The organism is Actinokineospora auranticolor (genome assembly GCF_041897805.1).
GTDB classification, from domain to species: Bacteria; Actinomycetota; Actinomycetes; order Mycobacteriales; family Pseudonocardiaceae; genus Actinokineospora; species Actinokineospora auranticolor.
The window spans coordinates 2922695-2948929 of record NZ_CP154825.1 but is presented as its reverse complement, the minus strand read 5'-3'; the positions used below and the strand labels follow the sequence as shown (position 1 = coordinate 2948929).

Sequence of the window (26235 nt, the reverse complement as noted above, 5' to 3'; positions counted from 1 at the left end):
ACGTCACCAGGCTCGACGCCGCCACCCGCTCGTCTCCCGGTCGCCCACCACGCTCGTGGTGGGCGACCGGGAGACGAAGGCGAAGAGCCGGGCACCCGCAGGGGTGCCCGGCTCTTGTCGTTCGCGGGATGGCCCGCCGAGCGGGCTGTGGTGCGCGGTGAACCCGCGGCCGGGCGAAACGGGAATTCACCACTGTGCCGCCGCGCTCGCCGCCGGACCGCGGCGACACCGCGGTCCGGCGCTCAGGTCACGGCCAGTCGACCTTGGGCGAGCGGTAGAACCCGATCCCCCGGTGCGCCCAGCGCGGCGCCTGCTCGGCCAGCCGCGCCCGGAACGACTCCCAGTCGTGGGTGGACCGCGGCGACCAGCCGATCTCGGCGATCGCGGGCAGTCGGGGGAAGGCCATGTACTCGATGTGGTCGCTGTTCTCCAGCGTCTCCGACCACAGCGGCGCCTCGACCCCGAGCACCTTGGCCTCCGGCAGGCCGTCGACGAAGTCGGCCGGGTCCCAGTCGTACGCGGCGTCGACCTCGACGTAGCCCGCCCACTTCAGGCCCAGCGGCGAGTCCTCGTCGTACTTCATGTCGAGGTACGACTTGTTCGCGGGCGACATGATGATCTTGTCGACGCGGTCCAGGGCGGACCGGACCAGGGCGTCCGCGGTGTTGTCCGGCGCGGCGGGGTTGCCCCAGTACTGGCCCACCACGGACGTCGCGGACTCGACCTTGAGGAACTCGTGCCAGGCCACGACCTGCTTGCCGGTCGCCTGGGCGATGGGCAGCACGCGGTCGAAGAACCTGATGAAGTCCGCGTCCGGGGTCTGCAGCGCCTCGTCGCCGCCGAGGTGCAGGTACGGGCCGGGGGTCAGCTCCGCCACCTCGGTGAGGACGTCCTCGACGAACCGGTACGTGACGTCGCTGTCGATGTCGAGGCAGCTGAAGCCCACCTCGATGCCCGTGTACGGCTCGCGCGCCACGCCGTCGGGGTTCAGCTCCGGGTAGGCCGCGAGCGCCGCGTTGGTGTGCCCCGGCAGGTCGATCTCCGGCACGACCGTGATGTGCCGCGACGCCGCGTAGGAGACCAGGTCGCGGTACTGCGCCTTGGTGTAGGAGCCGCCCGGGCCGTCGCCGACCTCGGTGCCGCCGTGGGTGGTCAGCCGGGGCCAGCGCTCGATCTCGATCCGCCAGCCCTGGTCGTCGGTGAGGTGCAGGTGCAGGTGGTTGACCTTGTACAGCGCGATCTGGTCGATGTAGCGCTTGACCTGCTCCGGCGTGAAGAAGTGCCGGGTGACGTCGAGCATCGCGCCGCGGTAGGCGAACCGCGGGTAGTCCACGACGCGCCCGCCCTCGACCGGCCACGGCCCGGGCTGCGCGGTGGCGCTCTCGACCTCCGCGGGCAACAGCTGGCGCAGCGTCTGCACGCCCGCGAACAGCCCCGCCGCCGTGTTGGCCCGCAGGTCGACGCCCGCGGTGCCGACGTCCAGCCGGTAGCCCTCGGCGCCGAGTTCGGCGCCGACGTCCCCGAGTTCCAGGGAGATGCCCGCTGCCCCGCCACCGCGCACCACGGGTAGCGCGTACCCGGTCGACGGCCGCAGGACGCCCGCGAGGTACTCGCCGACCTCCTCGGCGCCGCCACCGACCCGGATGACCGCCTCAGCGGTGAGCTCGAAGTCGGCGCCGCGATCGGGTTCGACCGACACGGGGGCCGGGATCACCCTGGTCATGCGCGACTCCTCGGCACGGCGGGCAGGCGGGACGCGGGGCAACTGGACACACAATCCTCCGATGGTCGGCACCATAGGTATAGACCAGTAGTTGTTCAGACCACAAGGGTGGACGGGCGGCCCCTGGTCGCCCACAACGATCTCCGACGCCGCGCGACCCGGCCACCGGAGCACCCGGTGGCGTGGCGGGCGAGATAACCGTCCGTGGCGCGCTATCGCGCGTTTCGCCGAACCGGGGTTATCTTGTGCCCGGGATGGGCAGATTCTACCATCCTTGCGGTTGCCGCCAGTGAGACTTCTGTTGCGTGACACGCAATGCACGGGAAAGGACGGGACATGAGTTGAGCGCTCGCGTCGCTGCGCCACCCCGCGCGGCGACGGTCGACCCGACCGGCGGGACCACCCGGGTCGACGAACCGGCGGCACCGACTCACACCCCGCCACCCCGGGCGCGGTCGACCGCGACCCGGTCGCGATATTGGTCTACACCGATCCGGCCACCACGCGCGCGGATCCGCGTTTCCCACCCCGGTCCCGGGGCGGCGGCACGGATCGACGCGCCTGGGGCGTCCCGCGGATCGGCGGCCGCCGAACTGGCAACACCGCACCACGAATCGCGGTGTGGACTTGTTCGGCTACTCCGTTAGAGTGACACCTGTGGTCTAGACCTTGTCCCAAACAATTGGTCTGGACCACGGTAGACAGTGTTATCCCTGCTCCCCTTCGAGGTGAACAATTGTCCAGGTTCAGATGGCATCTGGTCGCGGCGGCGGTCGCCGCGACCGCTGTCACGATCGGCGTCGTGGCCGCACCCGCCAGTGGTGCGGCGTCCCCCACGGCCGAGTTCAAGAAGACCCAGGACTGGGGCTCCGGCTGGACCGGTCAGGTCACCGTCAAGAACGGTGGTTCGACCACGCTCTCCGGCTGGACCGTCGAGTTCGACCTGCCCTCGGGAACCAGCATCCCGTCGGCGTGGGAAGCCCAGATGACCAAGACGGGCGACCACTACAAGTTCGTGAACCTGTCCTGGAACGGCAACATCGCCGCGGGCGCCTCGGCGTCCTTCGGCTTCAACGGTTCCGGGTCGGGCTCGCCGACGGGCTGCAAGCTCAACGGCGCGGCGTGTGAGGGCGGCACCCCGCCCACCAGCACGACGACCACCACGACGACTTCGACTTCGACCACGAAGCCGACCAGCACCACCACCACGCCCACCAGCACGACGACGACCACCACGACCACCACTGGTCCGACCACTCCGCCCCCGCCCGGGTCGAAGCTCGTCGGTTACTTCATCCAGTGGGGCGTCTACGGTCGCAACTTCCACGTGAAGAACGTCGACACCAGCGGTTCCGCGGCGAAGCTGACGCACATCAACTACGCGTTCGGCAACGTCCAGAACGGCCAGTGCACCATCGGTGACTCCTACGCCGACTACGACAAGGCCTACACCGCCGCCGACAGCGTCGACGGCGTGGCCGACAACTGGGACCAGCCGCTGCGGGGCAACTTCAACCAGCTGCGCAAGCTGAAGAAGAAGTACCCGAACCTGAAGGTCCTCTGGTCCTTCGGTGGCTGGACCTGGTCCGGCGGCTTCGGCCAGGCGGCGAAGAACCCGGCCGCGTTCGCCGACTCCTGCTACAAGCTGGTCGAGGACCCCCGTTGGGCCGATGTGTTCGACGGCATCGACATCGACTGGGAGTACCCGAACGCCTGCGGTCTGACCTGCGACACCAGCGGTCCGGACTCGCTCAAGGCGGTCACCTCGGCGCTGCGCGCCAAGTTCGGCGCGGGCAACCTGATCTCCGCGGCCATCTCGGCCGACGGTGAGGACGGCGGCAAGCTCGACCTGGCCGACTACGCGGGCGCGGCCCAGTCCCTGGACTGGATCATGCCCATGACCTACGACTTCTTCGGCGCGTGGGACACCAAGGGCCCGACCAACCCGCACTCGCCGCTGACCTCGTACCCCGGTATCCCGAAGGACAAGTGGACCACCGAGGGCGCTGTCGCCAAGCTGAAGTCGAAGGGCGTCCCGACGAGCAAGATCCTGCTGGGCGTCGGCTTCTACGGCCGCGGCTGGACCGGCGTCACCCAGGCCACCCCCGGTGGCACGGCGACCGGTGCCGCCCCGGGCACCTACGAGGCCGGTTTCGAGGACTACAAGGTCCTCAAGACCCGCTGCCCCTCCACCGGCACCATCGGTGGCACCGCGTACGCGTTCTGCGGTGGCAACTGGTGGGGCTACGACACCCCGGCGACCATCGCGGGCAAGCGCAACTGGGCCAACTCGCAGGGTCTCGGCGGCACCTTCTTCTGGGAGCTGTCCGGTGACACCAGCAACGGCGAGCTGATCTCCGCGCTGCGCGGCTAGTCTCCGGCTGGGACGGGCCGGATGTGGGCGGCTGCTCGGGTCAACCCCGGGCAGCCGCTCAGCCCGTTACAGCCGCGTGTGGCCCGCCAGACCGCCCGCCGTCGTCCTTCGGCGGCGGGCGGCACGGGCATTCCTATTCGGACTTATCATCCGCACTGTCCACACACGACAGTGCGCACGCGGAGGTGCCACGTGGACGTGGACGACGGGGACGCGGGACTGGAACTGGTACACCTGCTGCGCCGGATCACCGGCAGACTCGACCTGATGGGCTCGGAGTTCGCCGCGGCCAACGGGCTGCACCCCACGGATTTGCGGGCGCTGGTGCACCTGCTCGACGCCCGCCGCGAGGAGATCCCGGCGACCCCGGGCTGGCTCAGCGGCAAGCTCGCGCTCAACTCGGCCTCGGTCACCGCACTGGTGGACCGGCTGGTCCGCGCGGGCTACGTCCGGCGGACCAGGGACAACCGGGACCGCAGACGGGTGCTGCTCACCGTCCAGGACGAGGCGGTCCGCCTCGGCTGGGCGTTCTTCGGCGGGATCACCCGCGACATGGTCTCGGCCATGCGCGAGTTCGACGGCGCGGAACTGGCCGTGGCCCGCCGCTTCCTGGAGCGGATGCACGACGTGGTCCGCGCCGACAAGCCGTCGGACCCGGTGGTGCGGTTGCTGCCGCTGGACGAGGCGACGACCGAGCGGCTGCTCACGGTCGCCGTGCACGAGGCCAGACCGGCGGACGTGATGCCGCCCGCGCGGGCCGAGTGGACGCCCGACACCTGGACCCCGGCGACGGAGAACGCCTTCCGGGAGTTCCACCGCTCGCACTTCCACGGTGCGAACGGGACCGTGATGTACGCGGTCGAGGCGGAGGGCAGCCTCACCGGGATGATCCGGATGGCCCGGATCTCCCCGGACGAGGCGGAGACGGGCATGTGGCTGGGCCGGTCGGCCCGGGGCAAGGGCATCGGCACGGCGGCGCTGCGCGCGCTGCTGGCCGAGGCCGCGGCGGCCGGGGTCCGCACGATCGTGGCGGACACCAGTACCGGCAACGCCGCGGCGCTGGGCGCGTTACGTACCTGCGGAGCGACACTGACCCACCATGGTGACGATGTTCGAGCAGAGCTGCCTATCGGCTAGCGGAACGGTTCCCCCCAACCCATAGCGAGCGTCGCCTCCCGCGGCGCTCGCTTCTTTGTGCCCTCTGAACAGGCAGGACGAGTTTTTCTCGAAAAGTTCGGGCGGCCGTGTCGAGAACCGCCCACCCGGCTCCGTCCCCGGGGTGCGAGCGGCCAGAATGGGGTCGCACCGGAGCGAGGAGTTCGTCAGATGGCCAAGTACCTGCTGCTCAAGCACTACCGCGGCGCCCCTGCGGCGGTCAACGACGTCCCCATGGACCAGTGGACGCCCGAGGAGGTCACCGCGCACATCAAGTACATGAACGACTTCGCCGACCGGCTGGAGGGCAGCGGCGAGTTCGTCGACGGCCGGGCGCTGGCCCCCGAGGGCACGTTCGTCCGCTACGACGGGGAGGGCCGCCCGCCGATCACCGACGGCCCGTTCGCCGAGACCAAGGACCTCATCGCGGGTTGGATGATCATCGACGTGGACAGCTACGAGCGCGCCGTCGAGCTGGCGGGCGAGCTCTCCGCCGCGCCGGGGGCGGGTGGTCGGCCGATCCACGAGTGGCTGGAGCTGCGCCCGCTGTACGGCGAGGCGCCGACGGTGACCGAGTAGCCGTGCGCGTGGAGGTGCTGCGGGAGCTGGTGCCCGCGGTGATCGGCGTCCTCGTCCGTCGCGGAGCGGGTTTCGCGGCGGCCGAGGACGCCGTGCAGGAGGCGGTGATCAAGGCACTGGAGACCTGGCCCGCCGATCCGCCGCGCGACCCCAAGGGGTGGCTGGTCACGGCGGCGTGGCACCGGTTCGTCGACGCCACCCGGGCGGACGCCGCGCGCCGCAGGCGGGAGGACCTGGTCGAGGACGAGCCCGCGGCCGGGGACGCCACCGACGTGGACGACACGCTCCAGCTGTACTTCCTGTGCGCGCACCCGTCGCTGACGCCGTCGTCCGCCGTCGCGCTCACCCTCCGCGCGGTGGGTGGCCTGACCACCCGCCAGATCGCCCAGGCGTACCTGGTGCCGGAGGCGACGATGGCGCAGCGGATCAGCCGCGCCAAGCGCACCGTCTCCGGCGTCCGGTTCGACCGGCCCGGTGACGTGGCGACCGTGCTGCGGGTGCTGTACCTGGTGTTCAACGAGGGCTACTCCGGTGACGTCGACCTGGCCGCCGAGGCCATCCGGCTCACCCGGCAGCTCGCCGCCGCCGTCGACCACCCGGAGGTGGCGGGGCTGCTGGCGCTGATGCTGCTGCACCACGCCCGGCGGGCGTCGCGGACCGCGGCGGACGGCAGCCTGGTCCCGCTGGCCGCGCAGGACCGCGGCCGGTGGGACACCCGGGCGGTCGCCGAGGGGGTGGCGGTCCTCCAGGCGGCGTTGGCGCGCGACCGGTTGGGCGAGTTCCAGGCGCAGGCGGCGATCGCGGCGCTGCACGCGGACGCGCTCGTCGCGGCGGAAACCGACTGGGTGCAGATCGTGGAGTGGTACGACGAGCTGATCCGGTTCACGGACAACCCGGTGGTGCGGCTCAACCGCGCGGTGGCCGTCGGGGAGGCGGACGGGGCCCGGGCGGGTCTGGCCGCGCTGGCGGCGTTGGACGACTCGCTCCCCCGGTACGCGGCGGTGGCGGCGCACCTGCGCGAGCGGGACGGTGATCTGGACGCGGCGGCCCGGTTGTACGCGGAGGCGGCGGCGAAGGCGCCGAACCTGGCGGAGCGCGACCACCTGACCCGGCAGGCCGCGCGCCTCAATTCGCGGAGCCGGTGATGTGCCTTTCCGCGTCGGAAGGCCTGGAAATGGCGATAGCCCCCTCACCGAAGTGAGGGGGCTATCGCGAAAATGAGTCCGGCGGCGTCCTACTCTCCCACACCCTCACGAGTGCAGTACCATCGGCGCTGGTGGGCTTAGCTTCCGGGTTCGGGATGGGACCGGGCGTTTCCCCACCGCTATGACCGCCGTAACACTATGAAACACATCATCAACCTCGACCCCACCACACACCGGACACAGGGTCTGGGGGGTGGGGGTGGTTGGTGTCTCAGACACCGTACAGTGGATGCGTAGCCTCTTCGTTGTAAGCCCTCGGCCTATTAGTACCAGTCAACTCCACCCCTCACGAGGCTTCCATCTCTGGCCTATCAACCCAGTGGTCTAGCTGGGGGCCTTAACCCATCAAGTGGGCGGGAGACCTCATCTTGGAACGAGCTTCCCGCTTAGATGCCTTCAGCGGTTATCCCTTCCGAACGTAGCCAACCAGCCATGCCCCTGGCGGGACAACTGGCACACCAGAGGTTCGTCCGTCCCGGTCCTCTCGTACTAGGGACAGCCTTCCTCAAGTCTCCAACGCGCGCGGCGGATAGGGACCGAACTGTCTCACGACGTTCTAAACCCAGCTCGCGTACCGCTTTAATGGGCGAACAGCCCAACCCTTGGGACCTACTCCGGCCCCAGGATGCGACGAGCCGACATCGAGGTGCCAAACCATGCCGTCGATATGGACTCTTGGGCAAGATCAGCCTGTTATCCCCGGGGTACCTTTTATCCGTTGAGCGACACCGCTTCCACCAGCCAGTGCCGGATCACTAGTCCCGACTTTCGTCCCTGCTCGACCTGTCAGTCTCACAGTCAAGCCCCCTTGTGCACTTGCACTCAACACCTGATTGCCAACCAGGCTGAGGGAACCTTTGGGCGCCTCCGTTACCCTTTGGGAGGCAACCGCCCCAGTTAAACTACCCACCAGGCACTGTCCCTGAACCGGATCACGGTCCGAGGTTAGACACTCAGTACGATCAGAGTGGTATTTCAACAACGACTCCACACCCACTGGCGTGAGCGCTTCACAGTCTCCCACCTATCCTACACAAACCGAACCAAGCACCAATACCAAGCTATAGTAAAGGTCCCGGGGTCTTTCCGTCCTGCCGCGCGTAACGAGCATCTTTACTCGTAGTGCAATTTCGCCGGGCCTGTGGTTGAGACAGTCGAGAAGTCGTTACGCCATTCGTGCAGGTCGGAACTTACCCGACAAGGAATTTCGCTACCTTAGGATGGTTATAGTTACCACCGCCGTTTACTGGCGCTTAAATTCTGAGCTTCGCCCCGAAGAGCTAACCCGTCCTCTTAACGTTCCAGCACCGGGCAGGCGTCAGTCCGTATACATCGTCTTGCGACTTCGCACGGACCTGTGTTTTTAGTAAACAGTCGCTTCTCGCTGGTCTCTGCGGCCACCCAGCCCTAGCCCGCAACGGAGCTTCAAGCCAGACGGCCCCCCTTCTCCCGAAGTTACGGGGGCATTTTGCCGAGTTCCTTAACCACAGTTCACCCGAACGCCTCGGTATTCTCTACCTGACCACCTGTGTCGGTTTGGGGTACGGGCCGCACGGACACTCGCTAGAGGCTTTTCTCGGCAGCATGGGATCACTCTACTTCGCCTCACTCGGCTACGCATCACGCCTCACCCTCATGAGCGACGGATTTGCCTATCGCTCGGGCCACACGCTTACACCAGACACCAACTGCTGGCGGAGCTACCCTCCTGCGTCACCCCATCGCTTGGCTACTACCGGATCAGATCCCGCGCTCAGATGATTCAGTCCGAAGACATCCACACCCTTGGGCGGTTAGTATCACCGGCCTCACCAGGGACGCGTCCACACGGGTACGGGAATATCAACCCGTTGTCCATCGACTACGCCTGTCGGCCTCGCCTTAGGTCCCGACTTACCCTGGGCGGAACAGCCTGGCCCAGGAACCCTTGGTCATTCGGCGGACGAGATTCTCACTCGCCTATCGCTACTCATGCCTGCATTCTCACTCGCACAGCCTCCACCACTGGATCACTCCGCGGCTTCCACGGCTGCACGACGCTCCCCTACCCACCCACACCACTGCACCACACCTCAAGGGCATGGTGGATGTCTTGTGTGAGTGACACAGCTTCGGCGGTGCGCTTCAGCCCCGCTACATTGTCGGCGCAGGACCACTTGACCAGTGAGCTATTACGCACTCTTTCAAGGGTGGCTGCTTCTAAGCCAACCTCCTGGTTGTCTGGGCGACCCCACATCCTTTCCCACTTAGCGCACACTTAGGGGCCTTAGCTGGTGTTCTGGGCTGTTTCCCTCTCGACTACGAACCTTATCGCCCGCAGTCTCACTGCCGCGCTCTCACACCCCGGTATTCGGAGTTTGGTTGATTTCGGTAAGCTTGTAGGCCCCCTAGACCATCCAGTGCTCTACCCCCGAGGTGAAACACACGACGCTGCACCTAAATGCATTTCGGGGAGAACCAGCTATCACGGAGTTTGATTGGCCTTTCACCCCTACCCACAGCTCATCCCCCAGGTTTTCAACCCTGGTGGGTTCGGGCCTCCACGACGTCTTACCGTCGCTTCACCCTGGCCATGGGTAGATCACTCCGCTTCGGGTCTAGACCACGCGACTCAACCGCCCTCTTCGGACTCGCTTTCGCTACGGCTACCCCACACGGGTTAACCTCGCCACGCAGCACTAACTCGCAGGCTCATTCTTCAAAAGGCACGCCATCACCCCTCAAGGCTCTGACGGCTTGTAGGCACACGGTTTCAGGTACTCTTTCACTCCCCTCCCGGGGTACTTTTCATCTTTCCCTCACGGTACTAGTCCGCTATCGGTCATCAGGAAGTATTCAGGCTTAGCGGGTGGTCCCGCCAGATTCACAGCGAATTTCACGAGTACGCTGCTACTTGGGAACACTCTCCAGAGACCACATGTTTTCGCTTACGGGGCTCTCACCCTCTACGGCCGCCCGTTCCAAGACGTTCACCTAACACATGGTTTTCTTACTCTGCGCCAGTCCGGCAGAACCGACCGAAAGGTCCCACGACCCCGCCACCGCAACCCCTGCCGGGTATCACACGACGACGGTTTAGCCTCTTCCGCTTTCGCTCGCCACTACTCACGGAATCACGGTTGTTTTCTCTTCCTACGGGTACTGAGATGTTTCACTTCCCCGCGTTCCCCCCCAACACCCTATATATTCAGGTGCGGGTGACACCACATGACTGGTGCCGGGTTTCCCCATTCGGACATCCTCGGATCACAGCTCGGTTGACAGCTCCCCGAGGCATTTCGCAGTCTCCCACGTCCTTCATCGGCCCCTGATGCCTAGACATCCACCGTATGCCCTTACACACTTACAACAAAGATGCTCGCATCCACTGTACAGTTCTCAAACACCAACCAGGAAACCCAGGCACCACTTCGACCACCAGCCCGTGAACACTCACGGCGATGTGGCCGAGGCCCAGGCCCTGACACTGAGCAAACCCTCACGGGTGTTGTCTCAGGACCCAACAGTGTACCGACACACTCACCACTCACCACCATCGACCATCCGCGTTCCACGCATCCCCCCCGAAGAGAAGAGCAGTACTGGCAGCCCTGACCGACACCGAGGAGCGTTCGCTCGTCCAGTAGTTCCACAGCATATGAGCGCCACCCACCAGGCATTCGCTGGCAGCGTGGTCTCCCACCCAGGCGAACCCGAATGACAGGTGCTCCTTAGAAAGGAGGTGATCCAGCCGCACCTTCCGGTACGGCTACCTTGTTACGACTTCGTCCCAATCGCCAGTCCCACCTTCGACCACTCCCCCCCTTGCGGGTTGGGCCATGGGCTTCGGGTGTTACCGACTTTCGTGACGTGACGGGCGGTGTGTACAAGGCCCGGGAACGTATTCACCGCAGCGTTGCTGATCTGCGATTACTAGCGACTCCGACTTCACGGGGTCGAGTTGCAGACCCCGATCCGAACTGAGACCGGCTTTAAGGGATTCGCTCCACCTCACGGTCTCGCAGCCCTCTGTACCGGCCATTGTAGCATGTGTGAAGCCCTGGACATAAGGGGCATGATGACTTGACGTCATCCCCACCTTCCTCCGAGTTGACCCCGGCAGTCTCCCATGAGTCCCCGCCATTACGCGCTGGCAACATGGAACGAGGGTTGCGCTCGTTGCGGGACTTAACCCAACATCTCACGACACGAGCTGACGACAGCCATGCACCACCTGTACACCGACCACAAGGGGGCCGATATCTCTACCGGTTTCCAGTGCATGTCAAGCCCAGGTAAGGTTCTTCGCGTTGCATCGAATTAATCCACATGCTCCGCCGCTTGTGCGGGCCCCCGTCAATTCCTTTGAGTTTTAGCCTTGCGGCCGTACTCCCCAGGCGGGGTGCTTAATGCGTTAGCTACGGCACGGAAACCGTGGAATGGTCCCCACACCTAGCACCCACCGTTTACGGCGTGGACTACCAGGGTATCTAATCCTGTTCGCTCCCCACGCTTTCGCTCCTCAGCGTCAGTATCGGCCCAGAGACCCGCCTTCGCCACCGGTGTTCCTCCTGATATCTGCGCATTTCACCGCTACACCAGGAATTCCAGTCTCCCCTACCGAACTCAAGTCTGCCCGTATCGACCGCAGGCCCACAGTTAAGCTGCAGGTTTTCACGGCCGACGCGACAAACCGCCTACGAGCTCTTTACGCCCAATAATTCCGGACAACGCTCGCACCCTACGTATTACCGCGGCTGCTGGCACGTAGTTAGCCGGTGCTTCTTCTGCAGGTACCGTCACTTGCGCTTCGTCCCTGCTGAAAGAGGTTTACAACCCGAAGGCCGTCATCCCTCACGCGGCGTCGCTGCATCAGGCTTGCGCCCATTGTGCAATATTCCCCACTGCTGCCTCCCGTAGGAGTCTGGGCCGTGTCTCAGTCCCAGTGTGGCCGGTCGCCCTCTCAGGCCGGCTACCCGTCGTCGCCTTGGTAGGCCACTACCCCACCAACAAGCTGATAGGCCGCGGGTTCATCCCATACCGCCGGAACTTTCCACCCCCCACCATGCGGTGGAGAGTCATATCCGGTATTAGACCTCGTTTCCAAGGCTTATCCCAGAGTATAGGGCAGATTACCCACGTGTTACTCACCCGTTCGCCGCTCGTGTACCCCGAAGGGCCTTACCGCTCGACTTGCATGTGTTAAGCACGCCGCCAGCGTTCGTCCTGAGCCAGGATCAAACTCTCCAAAGATGATTTAGAGTGTTGCCTGACAAACAGACACCAAAACTGGCATCAATTCATCTCAAAGGAACCCACATCGGGGTTCTATCATTCAAGCTCTACTGGCTTAAATCGGCACACTGTTGAGTTCTCAAACAACACACGCTCATCGTACTCGACCGCCGGAAGGGCGACCTCATCCGAGGCTGGTTACTCGCTAAGTTCTTATGTCTCGCTCTGGCCCGGTTTTCCCGGCCCGTTCCGCTGACAGGAAGAAAGTTACACGGGTGCCAACCCGGGATCAAATCGGGGGTGCACTCGCGCACAATTCCAGGCAAAAACCGTTGCGGCACAACGGTTCCACGCGGGAGGTCCGCACACCGCCGTCGATGGTCGCACAACGGCCGTGAACGCGCCCGACGAACGGGTTTCCGCTGATCAAACCCCCTATCGACACCCCGTCCGTTCACTTAGCCGACCCGCGACACCTGGGAAAGTCAATCCCTGTGATCGCGGTCACTATTCCGTGGGAATGAACTACGCACCGAGTACCCCTAGTCACGGGATGCCACCCACCGGTGGGCACCCCGCTTCACCCTGCGGCAGGTTCGACGTCGTCGCCGTCCCTTCGGCGTGGCCAACCGCGTGGCAACCATCCGGGTGCGGCCCGCTGTCCCGGCGGGCCGCGGAACAACCAGGAGAACCCCATGCAACGACGGACTCTCGCGCTCGTCGCGGCCAACGCCCTGGTGGGCGCCGCCGTGGTGCTCGGCGTGGCCGCCCCCGCGAACGCCGCGCAGGACAGCGCGGCGCTGGTCACCAACCTGACCTACAGCGACAGCGGTGCCAGCCAGTACGCCTCGGAGATCGCCCAAGCCGCGTCCATCTGGAACTCGGCGGCGCCGAACGTGCGCATCACCAAGGCGACGGCCGGTCAGCGGGTCAACATCCGCATCGTGTCGGACCCGGGCTGGCCGCAGGCGCAGCTCGGCCCGGTGCGCTCCAGCCAGACGCTGCAGATCTGGTTCGGCAAGCAGGCGGTGGACCAGGGGTACAACAAGGTCCGGATCATCACCCACGAGATGGGCCACACCCTGGGCCTGCCGGACCGCCGCACCGGCCTGTGCTCGGACCTGATGTCCGGCAGCTCGGCCCCGGTGAGCTGCGCCAACGCCCAGCCCAGCAGCGCCGAGCGGTCCCAGGTCCAGCGCAACTACGCCAACGGCCTGGCCCAGCAGGAGGCCCCCTTGACGGTCATCATCAAGGACGCCGCCTAACCCACCCCCCGCGGCGGTCGGCCCCTCCGGGGACCGGCCGCCGCGGTCTTTCCGCACCCGGGGGCCATCCACATACCCCTCCCTCGGCGCTCCACTCCCCGGACCTCGCGCCAACCACCGCTCACGCCCTCCCCTGGCTCCGCACCGCCCGCCTGTGGGCCCGGCCCGACGGACCGGAAGTCCGTCAGAGAGACTGGGGGCCAGTGCCCGCCCTCTCGACCTGGAGCGTTTTGATGCCGCAAGGGACCGTCCGTTGGTTCGACGTCGAACGGGGTTTCGGCTTCCTCGCCCCCGAGGACGGCTCGCCGGACGTGTTCGTGCACGCCTCCGAGATCGTCGAGGACGGCGGCGCGAAAGTGCTCCGCGAGGGTCAGGCCGTCGTGTTCGAGGTCGGCGAGAACGACCGCGGGCCCCAGGCGCTGCGCGTTCGCGTCACCGCCGACGCGGCCACCGGCAGCGCCGTTGGCCTGCTCGGCACCATCAACTGGTACGAGCCGGGCAAGGGGTACGGCTTCGCGTCGCCGGACGGCGGCGGCGCCGACATCTTCGTGCACAGCTCCGCCATCGTGACCGGCGGCGTGGTCACCGAGGGGCAGCGGGTGGCCTTCCTGATCGTCGACGGTGAGCGCGGTCCGCAGGCCGGGTACGTGATCCCGCTGGCAGCGGGGGCAGGCTCACCCGCCGCGGCCGGTATCGGGGACGGTGCCGACGGCACGGTGGCCTGGTACGACGAGGACAAGGGCTTCGGCTTCATCAACCCCGACTCCGGCGCCGGGGACGTCTTCGTCCACGCCCGCGCCCTGGCCGAAGGGCTGACGTGGCTCGCGGAGGGCGACCGCGTCGCCTACGAGGTGACCAGCGGCGACAAGGGCCCACAGGCCCGCGACGTGCACCTGGTCCGGGGCGCCGAACCCCAGACACCGCCCCGGCGGCCGGCACCCGCCACGACCGCGGGACCCGCCACGCGGGACGTGCCCGCACGAGGCGGCGAGGGCGTCGTCGCGCGCTACGACGGCGACCGCGGCTTCGGGTTCATCACCCCGGACGCGGGCGGCGACGACCTCTTCGCCCACGTGTCCGTGATCATGGGGTCGGAGCCGCTGCGGAAGGGTGACCGGGTCCGGTACGCGGTGCGTCAGAGCGACCGGGGCCCGCAGGCCGACCGCGTCGAACGCCTCTGAAGCGGCGGCCCCACCGATGGCTGATCACTTCCCGGCGAAAAGACCTTCGCGTGGGCTCGGCGCGAAGGGTGAGGTCAGCGGCGTCGAGGAGTAGGCGGGCGCGCTGCCGGGGCCACGGAGTGCCCTCGCTCAAGTGCGGGTTCGGTGGTAGCCCCTGCTCAGGCGCCACGTGAACCGGCACACCCGCCGGACGCACCGCGAGGAACTTCGAGCTCGGTTGAACCGGGGCGGGCCCCGGGCCGTGTGGGAGTCAACCGATTCCCCAGGAGGCCCCCGTGAACCGCAGGTCCGCCCTCGCCGTCTCCCTGCTCGCCGCCGGCGCCGTGCTCACCGCCTGCGGTGACGCGCAGCTCCCCGGTACCGCCGACGTCAAGCCCGCCAGCGTCCAGGTCGGTGGCGACGCCAAGGCGGTCGACTCCGTCGCCACGGCCCTGACCGACGCCATCCGGGCCATGCCCTCGCCCGAGTTCGGGAAGTTGGTGGTCGACGGCGACGGCCGCACCATCTACCGCTTCGACAAGGACACCGCCAAACCCCCGACCACCAACTGCACCGGCGACTGCGCCGCCGCCTGGCCGCCCGTCCTGGTCGACGACCCCGCCGCCGTCCAGGCCACCGGGGTCGACGCCACGCTGCTCGGCACCGTCGAGCGGCCCGAGGGCGGCAAGCAGCTGACCATCGCGGGCTGGCCCGCCTACCGCTACGCCAAGGACACCGCTCCCGGCGACGTCAAGGGGCAGGGCGCGGGCGGCAACTGGTTCGCGTTCACCCCCGAGGGCAAGAAGGCCGCGGCGGCGAAGTCGGGCACGGTCGGGGTCGCGGTGATGAAGGTCGGCAAGCTCGGGCAGATCGTCACCGACCGGGAGGGCATGACGCTCTACCGCTTCGACAAGGACTCCGCCAAGCCGCCGACCACCAACTGCAAGGGCGACTGCGCGAAGAAGTGGCCGCCGGTCCTGGTCCCGGACGGCGCGAAGGTCGAGGGGCTGGACTCGCTGGGCACCGTGGACCGCGGGGACGGGACCCGCCAGCTGACCGTCGGGGGTTGGCCGGTTTACCGCTTCGCCGAGGACAAGGTTCCTTGCGACACCAAGGGTCAGGGTGTCGGGGGCACCTGGTTCGCGCTCAACGACACCGGCGCGAAGGTGGGCGCCTGACCGGAGGAGGGAGACGGCGGGTGCGTCCATCCACAGGGGACGTACCCGCCGCCCTCGTCGTCACAGGGTTTTCGCCACCAGCGTCAGCACGTCGTAGCGGGCGACGCTGACGCCGTCCTGGTTGCGGACGTCGGCGTCCCACCGGACCTCGCCGTAGTGGGCGTTCTCCCGCGGGGTGATCTGCTTGGCCGTCAGCGTGACGGTGATCGAGTCACCGGGGTGGACCGGGGTGGTGAAGCGCAGGTTCTCCAGCCCGTAGTTGGCCAGCACGGGCCCGGGTTCCGGGGAGACGAACAGGCCCGCGGCCAGCGAGATGATCAGGTAGCCGTGCGCGACGATGCCGCCGAAGAACTCGTTGGCCGCCGCCGCTTCCGGGTTGGTGTGGGCGTAGAAGGTGTCGCCGGTGAACTCGGAGAAGTGGTCGACGTCGGCCTGGTGCACCACGCGCGGCCCGGCGGTGACGCTGTCGCCGACGCGGAGTTCGGCGAGGCTCTTGCGGAACGGGTGCACACTCGTGTCGGCGACCGGCGCGCCCGCGGTCCACTCCCCCGTGACCTTGGCCAGCACCTTGGGGCTGCCCTGCACCGCGGTGCGCTGCAGGTGGTGCAGGACCGCCCGGATACCGCCGAGTTCCTCGCCGCCGCCCGCGCGGCCGGGGCCGCCGTGCACGAGGTTGGGCAGGGGGGAGCCGTGGCCGGTGGACTCGCCCGCGTCGTCCGCGTCGAGCACCAGCAGCCGCCCGTGCCAGGGGGCGAGGCCGCCGACGACCTCGGCGGCGAAGTCGGCGTCGCCGGTGACGATCGACCCGGTGAGGCTGCCGAGGCCGCGCGCGGCGAGGTCGATCACCTCGTCGGTGGTCTCGTACGGCATGAGGGTGCTGACCGGCCCGAACGCCTCCACCTCGTGCGGCTCGGCCCGGTCGCCGTCGGCGCGCAGCAGGATCGGGGACAGGAAGGCGCCGCGCTCGGCGTCGGCGTCGACGACGTCCACGCGGGTCGGGTCGCCGTGGACGACGTCCCCGGCGTCGGTGAGCGCCTTGAGCGCGCGGCGGACCTCTTCGCGCTGTTCGAGACCGGCGAGCGAGCCCATCCGCACGTCGGGGTTGGCCGGGTTGCCGACGGTGACCTTGCGCAGGCGGGCGACCACGGCCTCGGTGACGGGGTCGGCGAGCGCGGCGGGGACGAAGGCGCGGCGGATGGCGGTGCACTTCTGGCCCGCCTTGACCGTCATCTCGTTGACCAGCTGCTTGACGAACAGGTCGAACTCGGCGGTGCCGGGACCGGCGTCGGGTCCGAGGATGGAGCAGTTGAGCGAGTCCGCCTCGGCGTTGAAGCGGACGGCGTGGCGCACGACGGTCTCGTGCACGCGGAGCTTGCGGGCGGTGGCGGCGGACCCGGTGAAGGAGACCAGGTCCTGCGGGGTGAGGTGGTCGAGCAGGTCGCCCGCGCTGCCGCACACCAGCTGCACGCTGCCCTCCGGCAGCAGCCCGGTGCCGATGATCAGCTCGACCAGCTTCTCGGTGACGTACGCCGTGGGGCTGGCGGGCTTGACCAGGCTGGGCACGCCCGCGAGGAACGCGGGGGCGAACTTCTCCAGCGGCCCCCAGACCGGGAAGTTGAAGGCGTTGATCTGCACGGCGACACCGCGCAGCGGCACGGCGACGTGCCTGCCGACGAAGGTGCCGCCCTTGCCCAGCGGCTCGACCGGCCCCTCGGGCAGGACCTTGGCGTTGGGCAGTTCGCGGCGGCCCTTGCCGCTGTAGGCGAACAGGACGCCGATGCCGCCGTCGACGTCGACGAGCGAGTCGCGGCGGGTGGCGCCGGTGCGGGTGGACAGCGCGTAGAGCTCGTCCTTGGCGTCGGTCAACCGCAGGGCGAGTTCCTTGAGCAGCGCGGCCCGTTGGTGGAAGGTGAGTTCGCGCAGCGCGGGACCGCCGACCCGGCGGCCGTGGTCGAGCGCGGCGGCCATGTCCACCCCGGCCGAGGAGATCCGGGCGATCTCGGCGCCGGTGACCGCGTCGTGCAGCGGTGCGCCCTCGGTGTCGGGGGTGTGCCAGTGGCCGCGGACGTAGCTGCGCAGCAACGCCATGGGGGTTCGCCCTCCTAGAGGCTCGCTCGGGCGCGGCCGCGTTGCCGCCCCACCTGAGGATGTTAGTGCCGCCCGACCCTGGCCACGCGCGCGCGAAACCGATAAAGCAATTCAGGGCAATCCGGGGGTCGTCGTTACCATTTACCACGCCCGCGGAGTGGGAATGTTATGGCGACAGGACACTCTTGCGAATCGCGACATTTGGGTGAAAAAGTGGGTTCTCGACGGCGTGACCGCCTCGGTGCTCACGGTTGCCAGGACTAGCTGACCTGGGGTTTCTCCGGGCTCCGCGGTGCGCGCGTTGTCGTTTTTCCGCATGGGCCGACCATGCGGTCTTCCCGATTCACCCCTGCCGCGGCTTCGGCCGCAGAATCGAGAAAAAGTATGAAGATGACCAAGCTCGCCGTCGCTGTCGCCGGCGTGGCGGCGGCCATGGTCGCCGTCGCCCCCTCCGTGCTCGCCGCCGAGTCGGCGCCGGGTTCGGGGCAGTCCCCCGCGATCATCGGCGGCGGCACGGCCAGCAACGCCCCGTGGGCGGCGCGGCTGTTCGCCAACGGCCAGCAGTCCTGCACCGCGACCATCATCGCGCCGCAGTACGTGCTGACCGCCAAGCACTGCGTGGCCAGCGGCACGATCAGCTTCCGGATCGGCAGCCTCGACCAGACGACCGGTGGCACCACCGCGAACGCCTCGCAGATCTACCGGCACTCGGCCTCCGACCTGGCCATCGCCCGGCTCGACCGCAGCGTGTCGGCGACCTACTCGCCGCTGGGCACCACCGCGGACGCGCGCGCGGGGCAGCAGGTCCAGGTCTACGGCTGGGGTGCGACCTGCACCAACCAGTCGGAGATCAACTGCCAGTCGCGCTACCTGAAGGTCGCGACCGTGCAGGTCAGCTCCACCAACGCGCGGGACGCCTACAACGGTGTCGCGATCCAGGCCCGCCGGGTCAACGGCATCACCGCCGGTGGCGACTCCGGTGGCCCGATGTTCGGCAACGGCCGCCAGATCGGCGTCGCGTCCACCAGCGACCGGTCGAGCGTGACCAACTACACCAGCGTCGGCCAGTACCGCAGCTGGATCCAGAGCATCGCGGGTGTCTGAGTTCTGACTGTCGCTGAGGACGGTGGAGCGGGTCGTGGCGGCTTTCGCCACGACCCGCTTTCCGCTCATGGGCAGGTGTTGAGCATGCGGGTCAGCTCGGCGAGCTCGGCGTCGTCGACCGAGAGCTTGTACTTGGTCTTGACCGCGACGTAGGCGGTGGCGTAGTCGCACCAGTACTCGCGGGCCGGGCGCCACTTGCCCGGGTCCCCGTCGCTCTTCTGCGTGTTGGACCGCGCGGAGACGGCGATGAGGTTGGCCGGGTCGTTGTAGTAGTCGGTGCGCTGCTGGCGGGTCCAGTCACGTGCCCCGGAGCGGTTGGCCTCCGCGATCGGGACTATGTGGTCGATCTGGAGGTCCTTGGGGTCCTTGGACTTGACCCCGTCGTAGTGACTGGTCCAGCAGGACTCCTTGGGGCAGGACGGCCTGCACTGCGAGTCGACCGCCTCACCGTCACCGTCCCGGATGAGGACGCGTTCGCGGGTGTTGCACTTGGACGCGGAGTCCTCGCGCCAGTCACCCCAGTCGTCGCGGTCGTAGTGGGCACCGGTGTCCTCGGGCCGCGGTTGACCGAGCGCCGCCAGCGCCTCGGCGTGCGGACCACCGATCGCGGGCCCGGGGACGTCCGCCCCGCTCGAGCCGCCACCGGCCCCGCTGTTGATGTCGACCTTGCACCCGGCCAGCGGCAGCACGGCGAGCAGGGCGATGGCCGGGACGAGCCGTCGGGAAGCCATGTTCTCTCCCTTATGCATGAACTACTGCATAGACTCTCCTGATCATCACTCGTTCGTGGGACCCACGCCGGACGAGGGCGGGAGACCGCGCCCACAGACAGCAATGGCCCCCTACCGACCGGGCGGTGGAAAGGGGGCCATTCGGAGTAGCGGGCCTTCGTCTCGAGCAGGATCGCCGCTAGTCGATCCCCAGCAGCCGCGCGCGCAGGAGCCGGGCAACTGCCAGTGCTCGGCCACTCGTGGGGCGTCCCACCGAGAGATGGCGCCTCGGCCAGGTCACAGCGAGCAGGCCGAGCGGATCGGTTCGCCCGGCCTGTCGCTCTTCCGGCCCGATCAGCCGTGATCCGCGGTGGTCAGTGTTCGACCGCTTTCTCCGCGCCCGCGCCCGTCAGGGCCCGGACCTCCATCTCCGCGTACTTCGGGCCGCTGCGCTCCTTCGACAGCACCGTCCCCAGCCACCCCAGCAGGAACGCCAGCGGGATCGACACGATGCCCGGGTTCTCCAGCGGGAACCAGTGGAAGTCCACCCCGGAGATCATCGACGGGGTCGACGCCGTCGACGGTTTGCCCGACACGGCCGGGGAGAACACGATCAGCACGATGCTGATCGCGAGGCCGCCGTAGGTGCTCCACAACGCGCCCTGGGTGTTGAAGCGCTTCCAGAACAGCGAGTACAGGATGGTCGGGAGGTTCGCCGACGCCGCGACGGCGAAGGCGAGTGCCACCAGGAACGCGACGTTCTGCCCGTTCGCGACGATGCCGCCGACGATGGCCACGATCCCGATCACGACCGCGGTGATCCGGGCGACCCGGACCTCCGCGTTCTTGTCCGACAACTCGCCCTTCTTGATGACGTTGGCGTAGATGTCGTGCGCGAACGACGCCGACGCCGTGATCGTCAACCCGGCCACCACCGCGAGGATGGTGGCGAAGGCGACGGCCGCGATCAGTCCCAGCAGGACCGGGCCGCCCAGGGCCTGGGCCAGCAGCGGCGCCGCCGAGTTGCCCTTGCCCGGCGCGGCGCGGATCGCGTCCGGGCCGACGATCGCCCCGGCGCCGTAGCCCAGGACCAGGGTGAACAGGTAGAAGATGCCGATCAGCCAGATCGCCCAGACCACCGAGCGGCGGGCTTCCTTGGCCGTGGGGACGGTGTAGAAGCGCATCAGGATGTGCGGCAGGCCCGCCGTCCCGAGCACCAGGGCGAGGCCGAGCGAGAGGAAGTCGAGCTTGCTGGTGCCGGTGGCCCCGTACTGCAGGCCCGGTTCCAGCACCTTCGCGCCCGCCTTGGTGTTCGCGTCGACCGCGCCGCCGAGCAGCTCCGAGAGGTTGAAGCCGAAGCGGGCCAGTACCCAGATGGTCATGGCCAGCGCACCGGTGATCAGCAGCGCGGCCTTGATGATCTGGACCCAGGTGGTGCCCTTCATGCCGCCGACCAGCACGTAGACGATCATGATGACGCCGACCACGGCGATCACCACGGCCTGCCCGGCCTTGTTGGTGACGCCGAGCAGCAGCGCGACCAGGCCACCCGCGCCCGCCATCTGCGCCAGCAGGTAGAAGAACGACACGACCAGCGTCGAGGTGGCGGCGGCGGCGCGCACCGGCCGCTGCCGCATCCGGAACGCCAGCACGTCGCCCATCGTGTACTTGCCGGTGTTGCGCAGCAGTTCCGCGACCAGCAGCAGGGCCACCAACCAGGCGACCAGGAAGCCGATCGAGTACAGGAAGCCGTCGTAGCCGTTGAGCGCGATGGCGCCCGCGATGCCCAGGAACGAGGCGGCGGACAGGTAGTCGCCGGAGATCGCCACGCCGTTCTGCGGGCCGGTGAAGCTGCGGCCCGCGGCGTAGTAGTCGGCGGCGGTCTTGGTGTTGCGGCTCGCCCGGAACACCACCACCAGCGTGATGAGCACGAAGGCGGCGAAGATGCCGATGTTGAGGGCGGGGTTGTTGCCGGTGACCCCGGCGGCGATCGGGCTCACCGGTCACCACCTTCCACGGTCTCGCGGATGCGGGTGGCCAGCGGGTCGAGCTTGCGGTCGGCGTAGCGCACGTACCGGCTCGTGATCACGAAGGTGGAGACGAACTGCAGCAGTCCGAGCAGCAGCCCGACGTTGAGGTTGCCGACCAGCCGGGTCGCCATGAACCCGTGGGCGTAGTCGGCGAGCAGGACGTAGACCAGGTACCACACCAGGAACAGCACGGTCATCGGGAACACGAAGCGGCGTAACCGCCTGCGCAGCTCGACGAACTCCGCGCTGGCGTGTACCTCCTCCCAGGTGTCCTCCCGGATCTCGCGATCCGTCGGGTCCGGGGCCTTGGCAGTGCCCATCCGACGCCTCCTCTCCAGCGGCAGGGGTGTTCCGCGTCACGTTAGGGAGGAGATGCTCGCCGTCGGGGGATCAGCGGCTCAATCGACGGATGATGCGACGAACGGCGGACGAGCGGCGCGCCGACCAGGACGAGTGGCCCAGGTCACGCCCGCGGTCGCGGGTGGGCACCGACGTGCGGCGTTCCACCAGGTGCAGCCGCAACATCGCGGCCGACGACCAGGCAGGCGGACGGCCCAGCAGTGATACCGCCACCATGGTGCCGAAGGCCAGCGGGACGGACCAGGGCGCGGGCTGCGCCACCAGTATGGCCAACCAGCCGGACACCGGCGGCCCGAACAGCGTCGCCACGATCGCGCCCGCCGTGCCGAGCAACCCGGCGGCGACCCCGGCGATGGCGCCGGGCGCGGTCAGCCGGGGCCACCAGATGCCGAGCACCAGCAGCGGGCAGAACGTCGACGCGGCCACGGTGAAGCCCCACGTGACCAGCACACCCGCGTCCAGCCGGGCCGACGGCAGCGCCAGCAGCACGACCGCCGCCGCCGCGGCGACGACGGTGAACCGCAGCCGGGCCAGCCCGCCGGGCACCAGGTCGTGCGAGATCGCGCCCGCCACGACCAGCAGCAGCCCGAGCGAGGTGGCCAGGAACGCGGCGAAGGCGCCCGCGGTCAGCAGGGTGGTGAACACCGTGCCCGCCGCTCCGCTGTCCACTTGCGACGGCAGGGCGACGACGGCGGTGTCGGTGGCGCCGGAGAGGTAGAGCTGCGGCACCAGGACCTTGGCGAGGGTGCCGTAGACGCCGGGGAAGAGGTAGAAGACGCCGAGCAGGCCGACGGTGATCGCGGCGGTGCGGCGCGCGGCGCGGCCGTCGGGGCTGGTGTGGAAGCGCATGAGCACGTGCGGCAGGCCCATGGTGCCGAGCATGGTGGCCAGCAGCACGGCCCAGGTGCCCAGCAGCGGGTGGCCCGCGTCCTGCAGGTCGAGCAGCGGCCGCTGCCAGTCCGGTCCGCCGGGGGCCGCTCCCCCGCGCACACCGGGCACGGGCGCCCCCGCCGGGAAGACGAGGGTGTCGCCGTCCTCGACGCGGAACTCGCCGGGCGGGATGGTGAAGACCCGGCCGTCGGAGGCGCGGACGGTGGTGGGCTCGTGGACCTCCAGCGTGACCTCGAGTCCGAAGTCGACCGGGGTGTCGCGGGCGAAGTGGGTGAACTCGACCGGGTGCACGGCCTCGTGCCGCACCGCGGGCCCGGCGGAGAGCAGCAGCCAGATGGCCGGGACGATGAACAGCACCAGCTTGAAGCAGAACTGGAAGGCCTGCACGTACGTCGCCGCGCGCATCCCGCCAACGGCCAGGGTCACGCTGACCACGACCGCCGCGATCACCACGCCCACCCAGTACGGTCCGCCGCTGACCACGCTGAGCACCAGGCCCGCGGTGCGGAACTGCGGCACCAGGTAGAGGCCTGCGATCACCAGCACGGTCACCGCGGCGAGCTTGCGCAGCGGGGTCGAGGCGAGCCGGGCCTCGGCGAAGTCGGGGACGGTGACCGCGCCGGAGCGGCGCATCGGGGCGGCGACCAGGACCAGCATCGCCACGTAGCCCGCGGTGAACCCGACCGGGTACCACAGCGCGCCCACGCCGTCCTTGACGACGAGCCCGGCCACGCCGAGGAACGACGCCGCCGACAGGTACTCCCCCGACACCGCCGCCGAGTTCAGCAGCGGCGACACCCGGCGGGAGGCGACCAGGAAGTCCGAGGTCGTGCGCATGGCCGCGACCCCGCGCAGGCCCACCAGCAGCGTCACCAGCACGACCGGGGCGACGGCGAAGAACGCGATCACCCGCCGGGTCCCGGGGTGCCCGGCTCGGAGTCGTCCTCCACGCGCTCGGCCCGGCGCAGGTGCCAGTGCGCGATGGCGACCATGGCCGGGAACGGGACCGCGACGAGCGCGACCCACGACACCGGCACGCCGAGCACCCGCGCGTGGTCGAGCCACGGCGCCAGGCTCAGCACGACCGGCAGCCCCAGCAGCAGCACCGACAGCGCGCCCAGCGCCACGGCCGCGCGGGAGCGCTGCGCGTGGAAGACGCGCACGGCCTCGTGCACCTCGGCCGGGTCGAGCGTCGGCGGGCGCCACGCGGTGCGGTGCCTGCGGCGGGCGTGCGCGAGGCGGGTCTGCGGGCTGGTGACGGCGACGCGGCGGTGCGGGCTCACCGCTTGCCCAACTCGCCGCGCTGGGCCGCGCGCAGCAGCCGTTCCCGCAGTTCGCGGGCGTGCCTGCGGCTGACCGGCACGTCGCCGAGGTCGGTGTGCGCGAGCATGCCGCCGACGGAGTCGCTGCGCAGCTCGCGCACCGCGTCCAGGGCGACCAGGAAGCCGCGGTGCACGCGGGCGAAACCGGAGCCTTCCCAGTACTCCTGCAACCGGGAGATCGGCATCCGCACCAGGTGCACGCCCGCGGTGGTGTGCAGGCGCACGTAGTCGCCGTGCGCCTCGGCGAACTTGACGTCGCCGCGCCGCACGTAGCGGGTGCGGCCGTCGGACTCGACCGGCAGCGCGGGCATGGCGTCGGGGCTCGCGGCCTCGGGTTCGGCGGCGGCCTTGCGGGACTCGGCGATCCGGGTGACCCGGGCCAGCGCCTCGGCCAGCCGCTCGGCGCGGACCGGCTTGAGCAGGTAGTCGACGGCGCCGATGCCGTAGGCGGTGACCGCGTGGCCGTCGAACGCGGTGACGAACACGATCACCGGCGGCTCGGTCAGCTTGGCCAGCAGCGAGGCGAGTTCCAGGCCGGTGAGGCCCGGCATGGAGATGTCGAGGAAGACCGCGTCGAACCGCTCGGCCTGCAGGATCCGCAGCGCGCTGACCGCGTCGCCCGCCGCGCGCACCTCGGCCACGCCCGGGGCGTCGCGCAGCAGCCTGCACAGCTCCTCGAGCGCGGCGCGCACGTCGTCGACCGCGAGAACCCGGACCCCGTTCACGGCACCACCCCCGGTGCGAACATCGGCATCCGGACGACCATCCGGGTGCCCGCGTCCCGCTCGGTCTCCACCACCAGCCCGTACCAGGGGCCGTAGACGGTGCGCAGCCGCCGGTCGACGTTGGCCAGGCCGACGCTCTCGGCCGGGCCCTTGCCCGCGAGGATCGCCTCGGCGCGCGCGGGCGCCATGCCGACGCCGTCGTCCTCGACGGTGATGACGCAGTCGCTGCCCTGGGCCTCGCCGCTCACCTGCACCAGCCCGCCGCCGGGGCGCGGCTCGACGCCGTGCCGCACGGCGTTCTCGACCAGGGGTTGCAGCACCAGGTAGGGGATGGCGACGGCGAGCACCTCGGGGGCCACGCGCACCTGGACGCGCAGCCGGTCGCCCAGCACCGCGCGCTGCAGTGCCAGGTAGGTCTCGATCGCGTGGAACTCCTCGGCCACAGTGGTGTATTCGCCGTGGCTGGCCAGGCTGTATCGGTTGTAGTCGGCGAAATCGAGCATCAGTTCGTGCGAGCGGTCCGGGTCGGAGTGCACGAGCGAGGCGATGACGGTGAGCGCGTTGTAGACGAAGTGCGGCGAGATCTCGGCGCGCAGGGCCCGCAGCTCGGCCTGCGCGGCGTACTCGGCGGAGGCCTCCAGCCGGGCCCGTTCGAGGGCGGCGACCATCCAGTCGGCCACCTCCCGGATGGCCCCGGACCGGGTGCGGCCCGCGACGACGAGGACGCCCGCGAGTTCGTCGTGCACGTGCAGCGGGACGGCGGTGAGCGGTGGTCGACCCGCGCGGGTCTCGGTGTGCAGGGCGAGGTCGAGCAGGGCGAGCCAGCGGGTGCCCCGGGGGACGGCGCCGGACCAGGTGGCGGTGCCCGCGAGGTCGACGACCCCGACGGCGTCGGCGCCGAGCAGCGCCCGCACCCGCCGGGCGGCGGCGCGGACACCGGGCCCGGCCAGGCCGTCGGCCAGGTCCTCGCCGATGCGCCGGGCCATGGCCAGCACGGCGGTGGGGTCGCGCCGGGCGGTCTTGGACGACCGGAAGCCGAGGCGCGCGCCCCCATCCGACGGCGCGTCCCCCTCCGACATCTCGTTCGACCGCGGCATCCGCACAGTCCCTTCGGCGGCTGCCCGCATCGTAGGCCGCGACCACACGAAGGGG

17 protein-coding genes, 3 rRNA genes and 1 pseudogene are annotated in these 26235 nt (G+C 69.0%); 9 read left to right on the top strand and 12 right to left on the bottom strand.

Translation table 11 applies throughout. The features are described from left to right. Positions 1–247: 247 nt before the first annotated feature. The gene (locus V5P93_RS13475; RefSeq protein WP_104475660.1) at positions 248–1798 is read right to left on the bottom strand and encodes a beta-N-acetylhexosaminidase; all 1551 of its coding nucleotides are present in this window, start codon (positions 1796–1798) and stop codon (positions 248–250) included. 661 nt (positions 1799–2459) lie between these two features. On the opposite strand from V5P93_RS13475, the gene V5P93_RS13470 reads away from it, so the two are divergent. From V5P93_RS13470 to V5P93_RS13455, 4 genes are all read left to right on the top strand, one after another. After that, positions 2460–4097, top strand: coding sequence for a glycosyl hydrolase family 18 protein (locus tag V5P93_RS13470; protein ID WP_104475658.1), 1638 nt, complete (start codon positions 2460–2462; stop codon positions 4095–4097). Positions 4098–4289: 192 nt separating this feature from the next. Continuing rightward, a complete protein-coding gene (locus V5P93_RS13465) occupies positions 4290–5234 on the top strand; it encodes a GNAT family N-acetyltransferase (protein WP_219823863.1) in 945 nt (314 codons plus the stop codon). A 189-nt stretch (positions 5235–5423) separates the two neighbouring features. Further along, a complete protein-coding gene (locus tag V5P93_RS13460; protein WP_104475656.1) occupies positions 5424–5831 on the top strand; it encodes a YciI family protein in 408 nt (135 codons plus the stop codon). A 2-nt stretch (positions 5832–5833) separates the two neighbouring features. Beyond that, on the top strand, positions 5834–6976 hold the full coding sequence (locus V5P93_RS13455; RefSeq protein WP_104475654.1) for an RNA polymerase sigma factor: 1143 nt from the start codon (positions 5834–5836) through the stop codon (positions 6974–6976). A gap of 76 nt (positions 6977–7052) precedes the next feature. On the opposite strand, the gene rrf is transcribed toward V5P93_RS13455, so the two are convergent. The 3 genes from rrf to V5P93_RS13440 form a co-directional block, all read right to left on the bottom strand. Next, a 5S ribosomal RNA gene (gene rrf, locus V5P93_RS13450) occupies positions 7053–7169 on the bottom strand. Between the two features lie 110 nt (positions 7170–7279). Beyond that, positions 7280–10385 (bottom strand): 23S ribosomal RNA (locus V5P93_RS13445). 365 nt (positions 10386–10750) lie between these two features. Beyond that, positions 10751–12268: ribosomal RNA gene (locus V5P93_RS13440) — 16S ribosomal RNA — on the bottom strand. The 16S, 23S and 5S rRNA genes sit together here, the layout of an rRNA operon. Before the next feature lie 677 nt (positions 12269–12945). Here V5P93_RS13440 and V5P93_RS13435 point away from each other — a divergent pair. From V5P93_RS13435 to V5P93_RS13420, 4 genes and pseudogenes are all read left to right on the top strand, one after another. Continuing rightward, a complete protein-coding gene (locus V5P93_RS13435) occupies positions 12946–13515 on the top strand; it encodes a snapalysin family zinc-dependent metalloprotease (RefSeq protein ID WP_104480296.1) in 570 nt (189 codons plus the stop codon). A 233-nt stretch (positions 13516–13748) separates the two neighbouring features. Beyond that, positions 13749–13946, top strand: a pseudogene (locus V5P93_RS13430) (cold-shock protein); the annotation flags it as partial. Further along, positions 13935–14696, top strand: coding sequence for a cold-shock protein (locus V5P93_RS13425; protein WP_374066494.1), 762 nt, complete (start codon positions 13935–13937; stop codon positions 14694–14696). The pseudogene V5P93_RS13430 and the gene V5P93_RS13425, both read left to right, overlap by 12 nt. Before the next feature lie 275 nt (positions 14697–14971). Then, entirely contained in the window at positions 14972–15853 is an 882-nt protein-coding gene (locus V5P93_RS13420; RefSeq protein ID WP_104480298.1) for a hypothetical protein, read from the top strand. 60 nt (positions 15854–15913) lie between these two features. On the opposite strand, the gene paaZ is transcribed toward V5P93_RS13420, so the two are convergent. Next, positions 15914–17941 (bottom strand): phenylacetic acid degradation bifunctional protein PaaZ, encoded by a 2028-nt coding sequence (gene paaZ / locus V5P93_RS13415; RefSeq protein WP_104480299.1) that lies wholly within the window; start codon positions 17939–17941, stop codon positions 15914–15916. 384 nt (positions 17942–18325) lie between these two features. Between paaZ and V5P93_RS13410 the strand changes: the two genes are divergently transcribed. Next, positions 18326–19045 (top strand): trypsin-like serine protease, encoded by a 720-nt coding sequence (locus V5P93_RS13410; RefSeq protein WP_104480300.1) that lies wholly within the window; start codon positions 18326–18328, stop codon positions 19043–19045. Positions 19046–19110: 65 nt separating this feature from the next. Here the strand turns inward: V5P93_RS13410 and V5P93_RS13405 are convergent, their stop codons facing one another. From V5P93_RS13405 to V5P93_RS13375, 7 genes are all read right to left on the bottom strand, one after another. Next, on the bottom strand, positions 19111–19776 hold the full coding sequence (locus tag V5P93_RS13405) for an HNH endonuclease family protein (protein WP_181043590.1): 666 nt from the start codon (positions 19774–19776) through the stop codon (positions 19111–19113). 353 nt (positions 19777–20129) lie between these two features. Further along, positions 20130–21755 carry a cation acetate symporter gene (locus V5P93_RS13400; RefSeq protein ID WP_104480302.1) on the bottom strand — a complete coding sequence of 542 codons (1626 nt, stop codon included), beginning with the start codon at positions 21753–21755 and terminating at the stop codon, positions 20130–20132. Further along, a complete protein-coding gene (locus V5P93_RS13395) occupies positions 21752–22105 on the bottom strand; it encodes a DUF485 domain-containing protein (RefSeq protein WP_104480303.1) in 354 nt (117 codons plus the stop codon). Before V5P93_RS13395 ends, V5P93_RS13400 begins: the two co-directional genes overlap by 4 nt. Before the next feature lie 70 nt (positions 22106–22175). After that, on the bottom strand, positions 22176–23945 hold the full coding sequence (locus V5P93_RS13390; protein WP_104480304.1) for a cation acetate symporter: 1770 nt from the start codon (positions 23943–23945) through the stop codon (positions 22176–22178). Continuing rightward, positions 23942–24319 carry a hypothetical protein gene (locus V5P93_RS13385; RefSeq protein ID WP_104480305.1) on the bottom strand — a complete coding sequence of 126 codons (378 nt, stop codon included), beginning with the start codon at positions 24317–24319 and terminating at the stop codon, positions 23942–23944. The genes V5P93_RS13390 and V5P93_RS13385 overlap by 4 nt, the downstream gene beginning before the upstream one ends. Continuing rightward, a complete protein-coding gene (locus V5P93_RS13380; RefSeq protein ID WP_104480306.1) occupies positions 24316–25083 on the bottom strand; it encodes a LytTR family DNA-binding domain-containing protein in 768 nt (255 codons plus the stop codon). The genes V5P93_RS13385 and V5P93_RS13380 overlap by 4 nt, the downstream gene beginning before the upstream one ends. Then, positions 25080–26180 carry a sensor histidine kinase gene (locus V5P93_RS13375; protein WP_245931383.1) on the bottom strand — a complete coding sequence of 367 codons (1101 nt, stop codon included), beginning with the start codon at positions 26178–26180 and terminating at the stop codon, positions 25080–25082. Before V5P93_RS13375 ends, V5P93_RS13380 begins: the two co-directional genes overlap by 4 nt. Positions 26181–26235 lie beyond the last annotated feature (55 nt).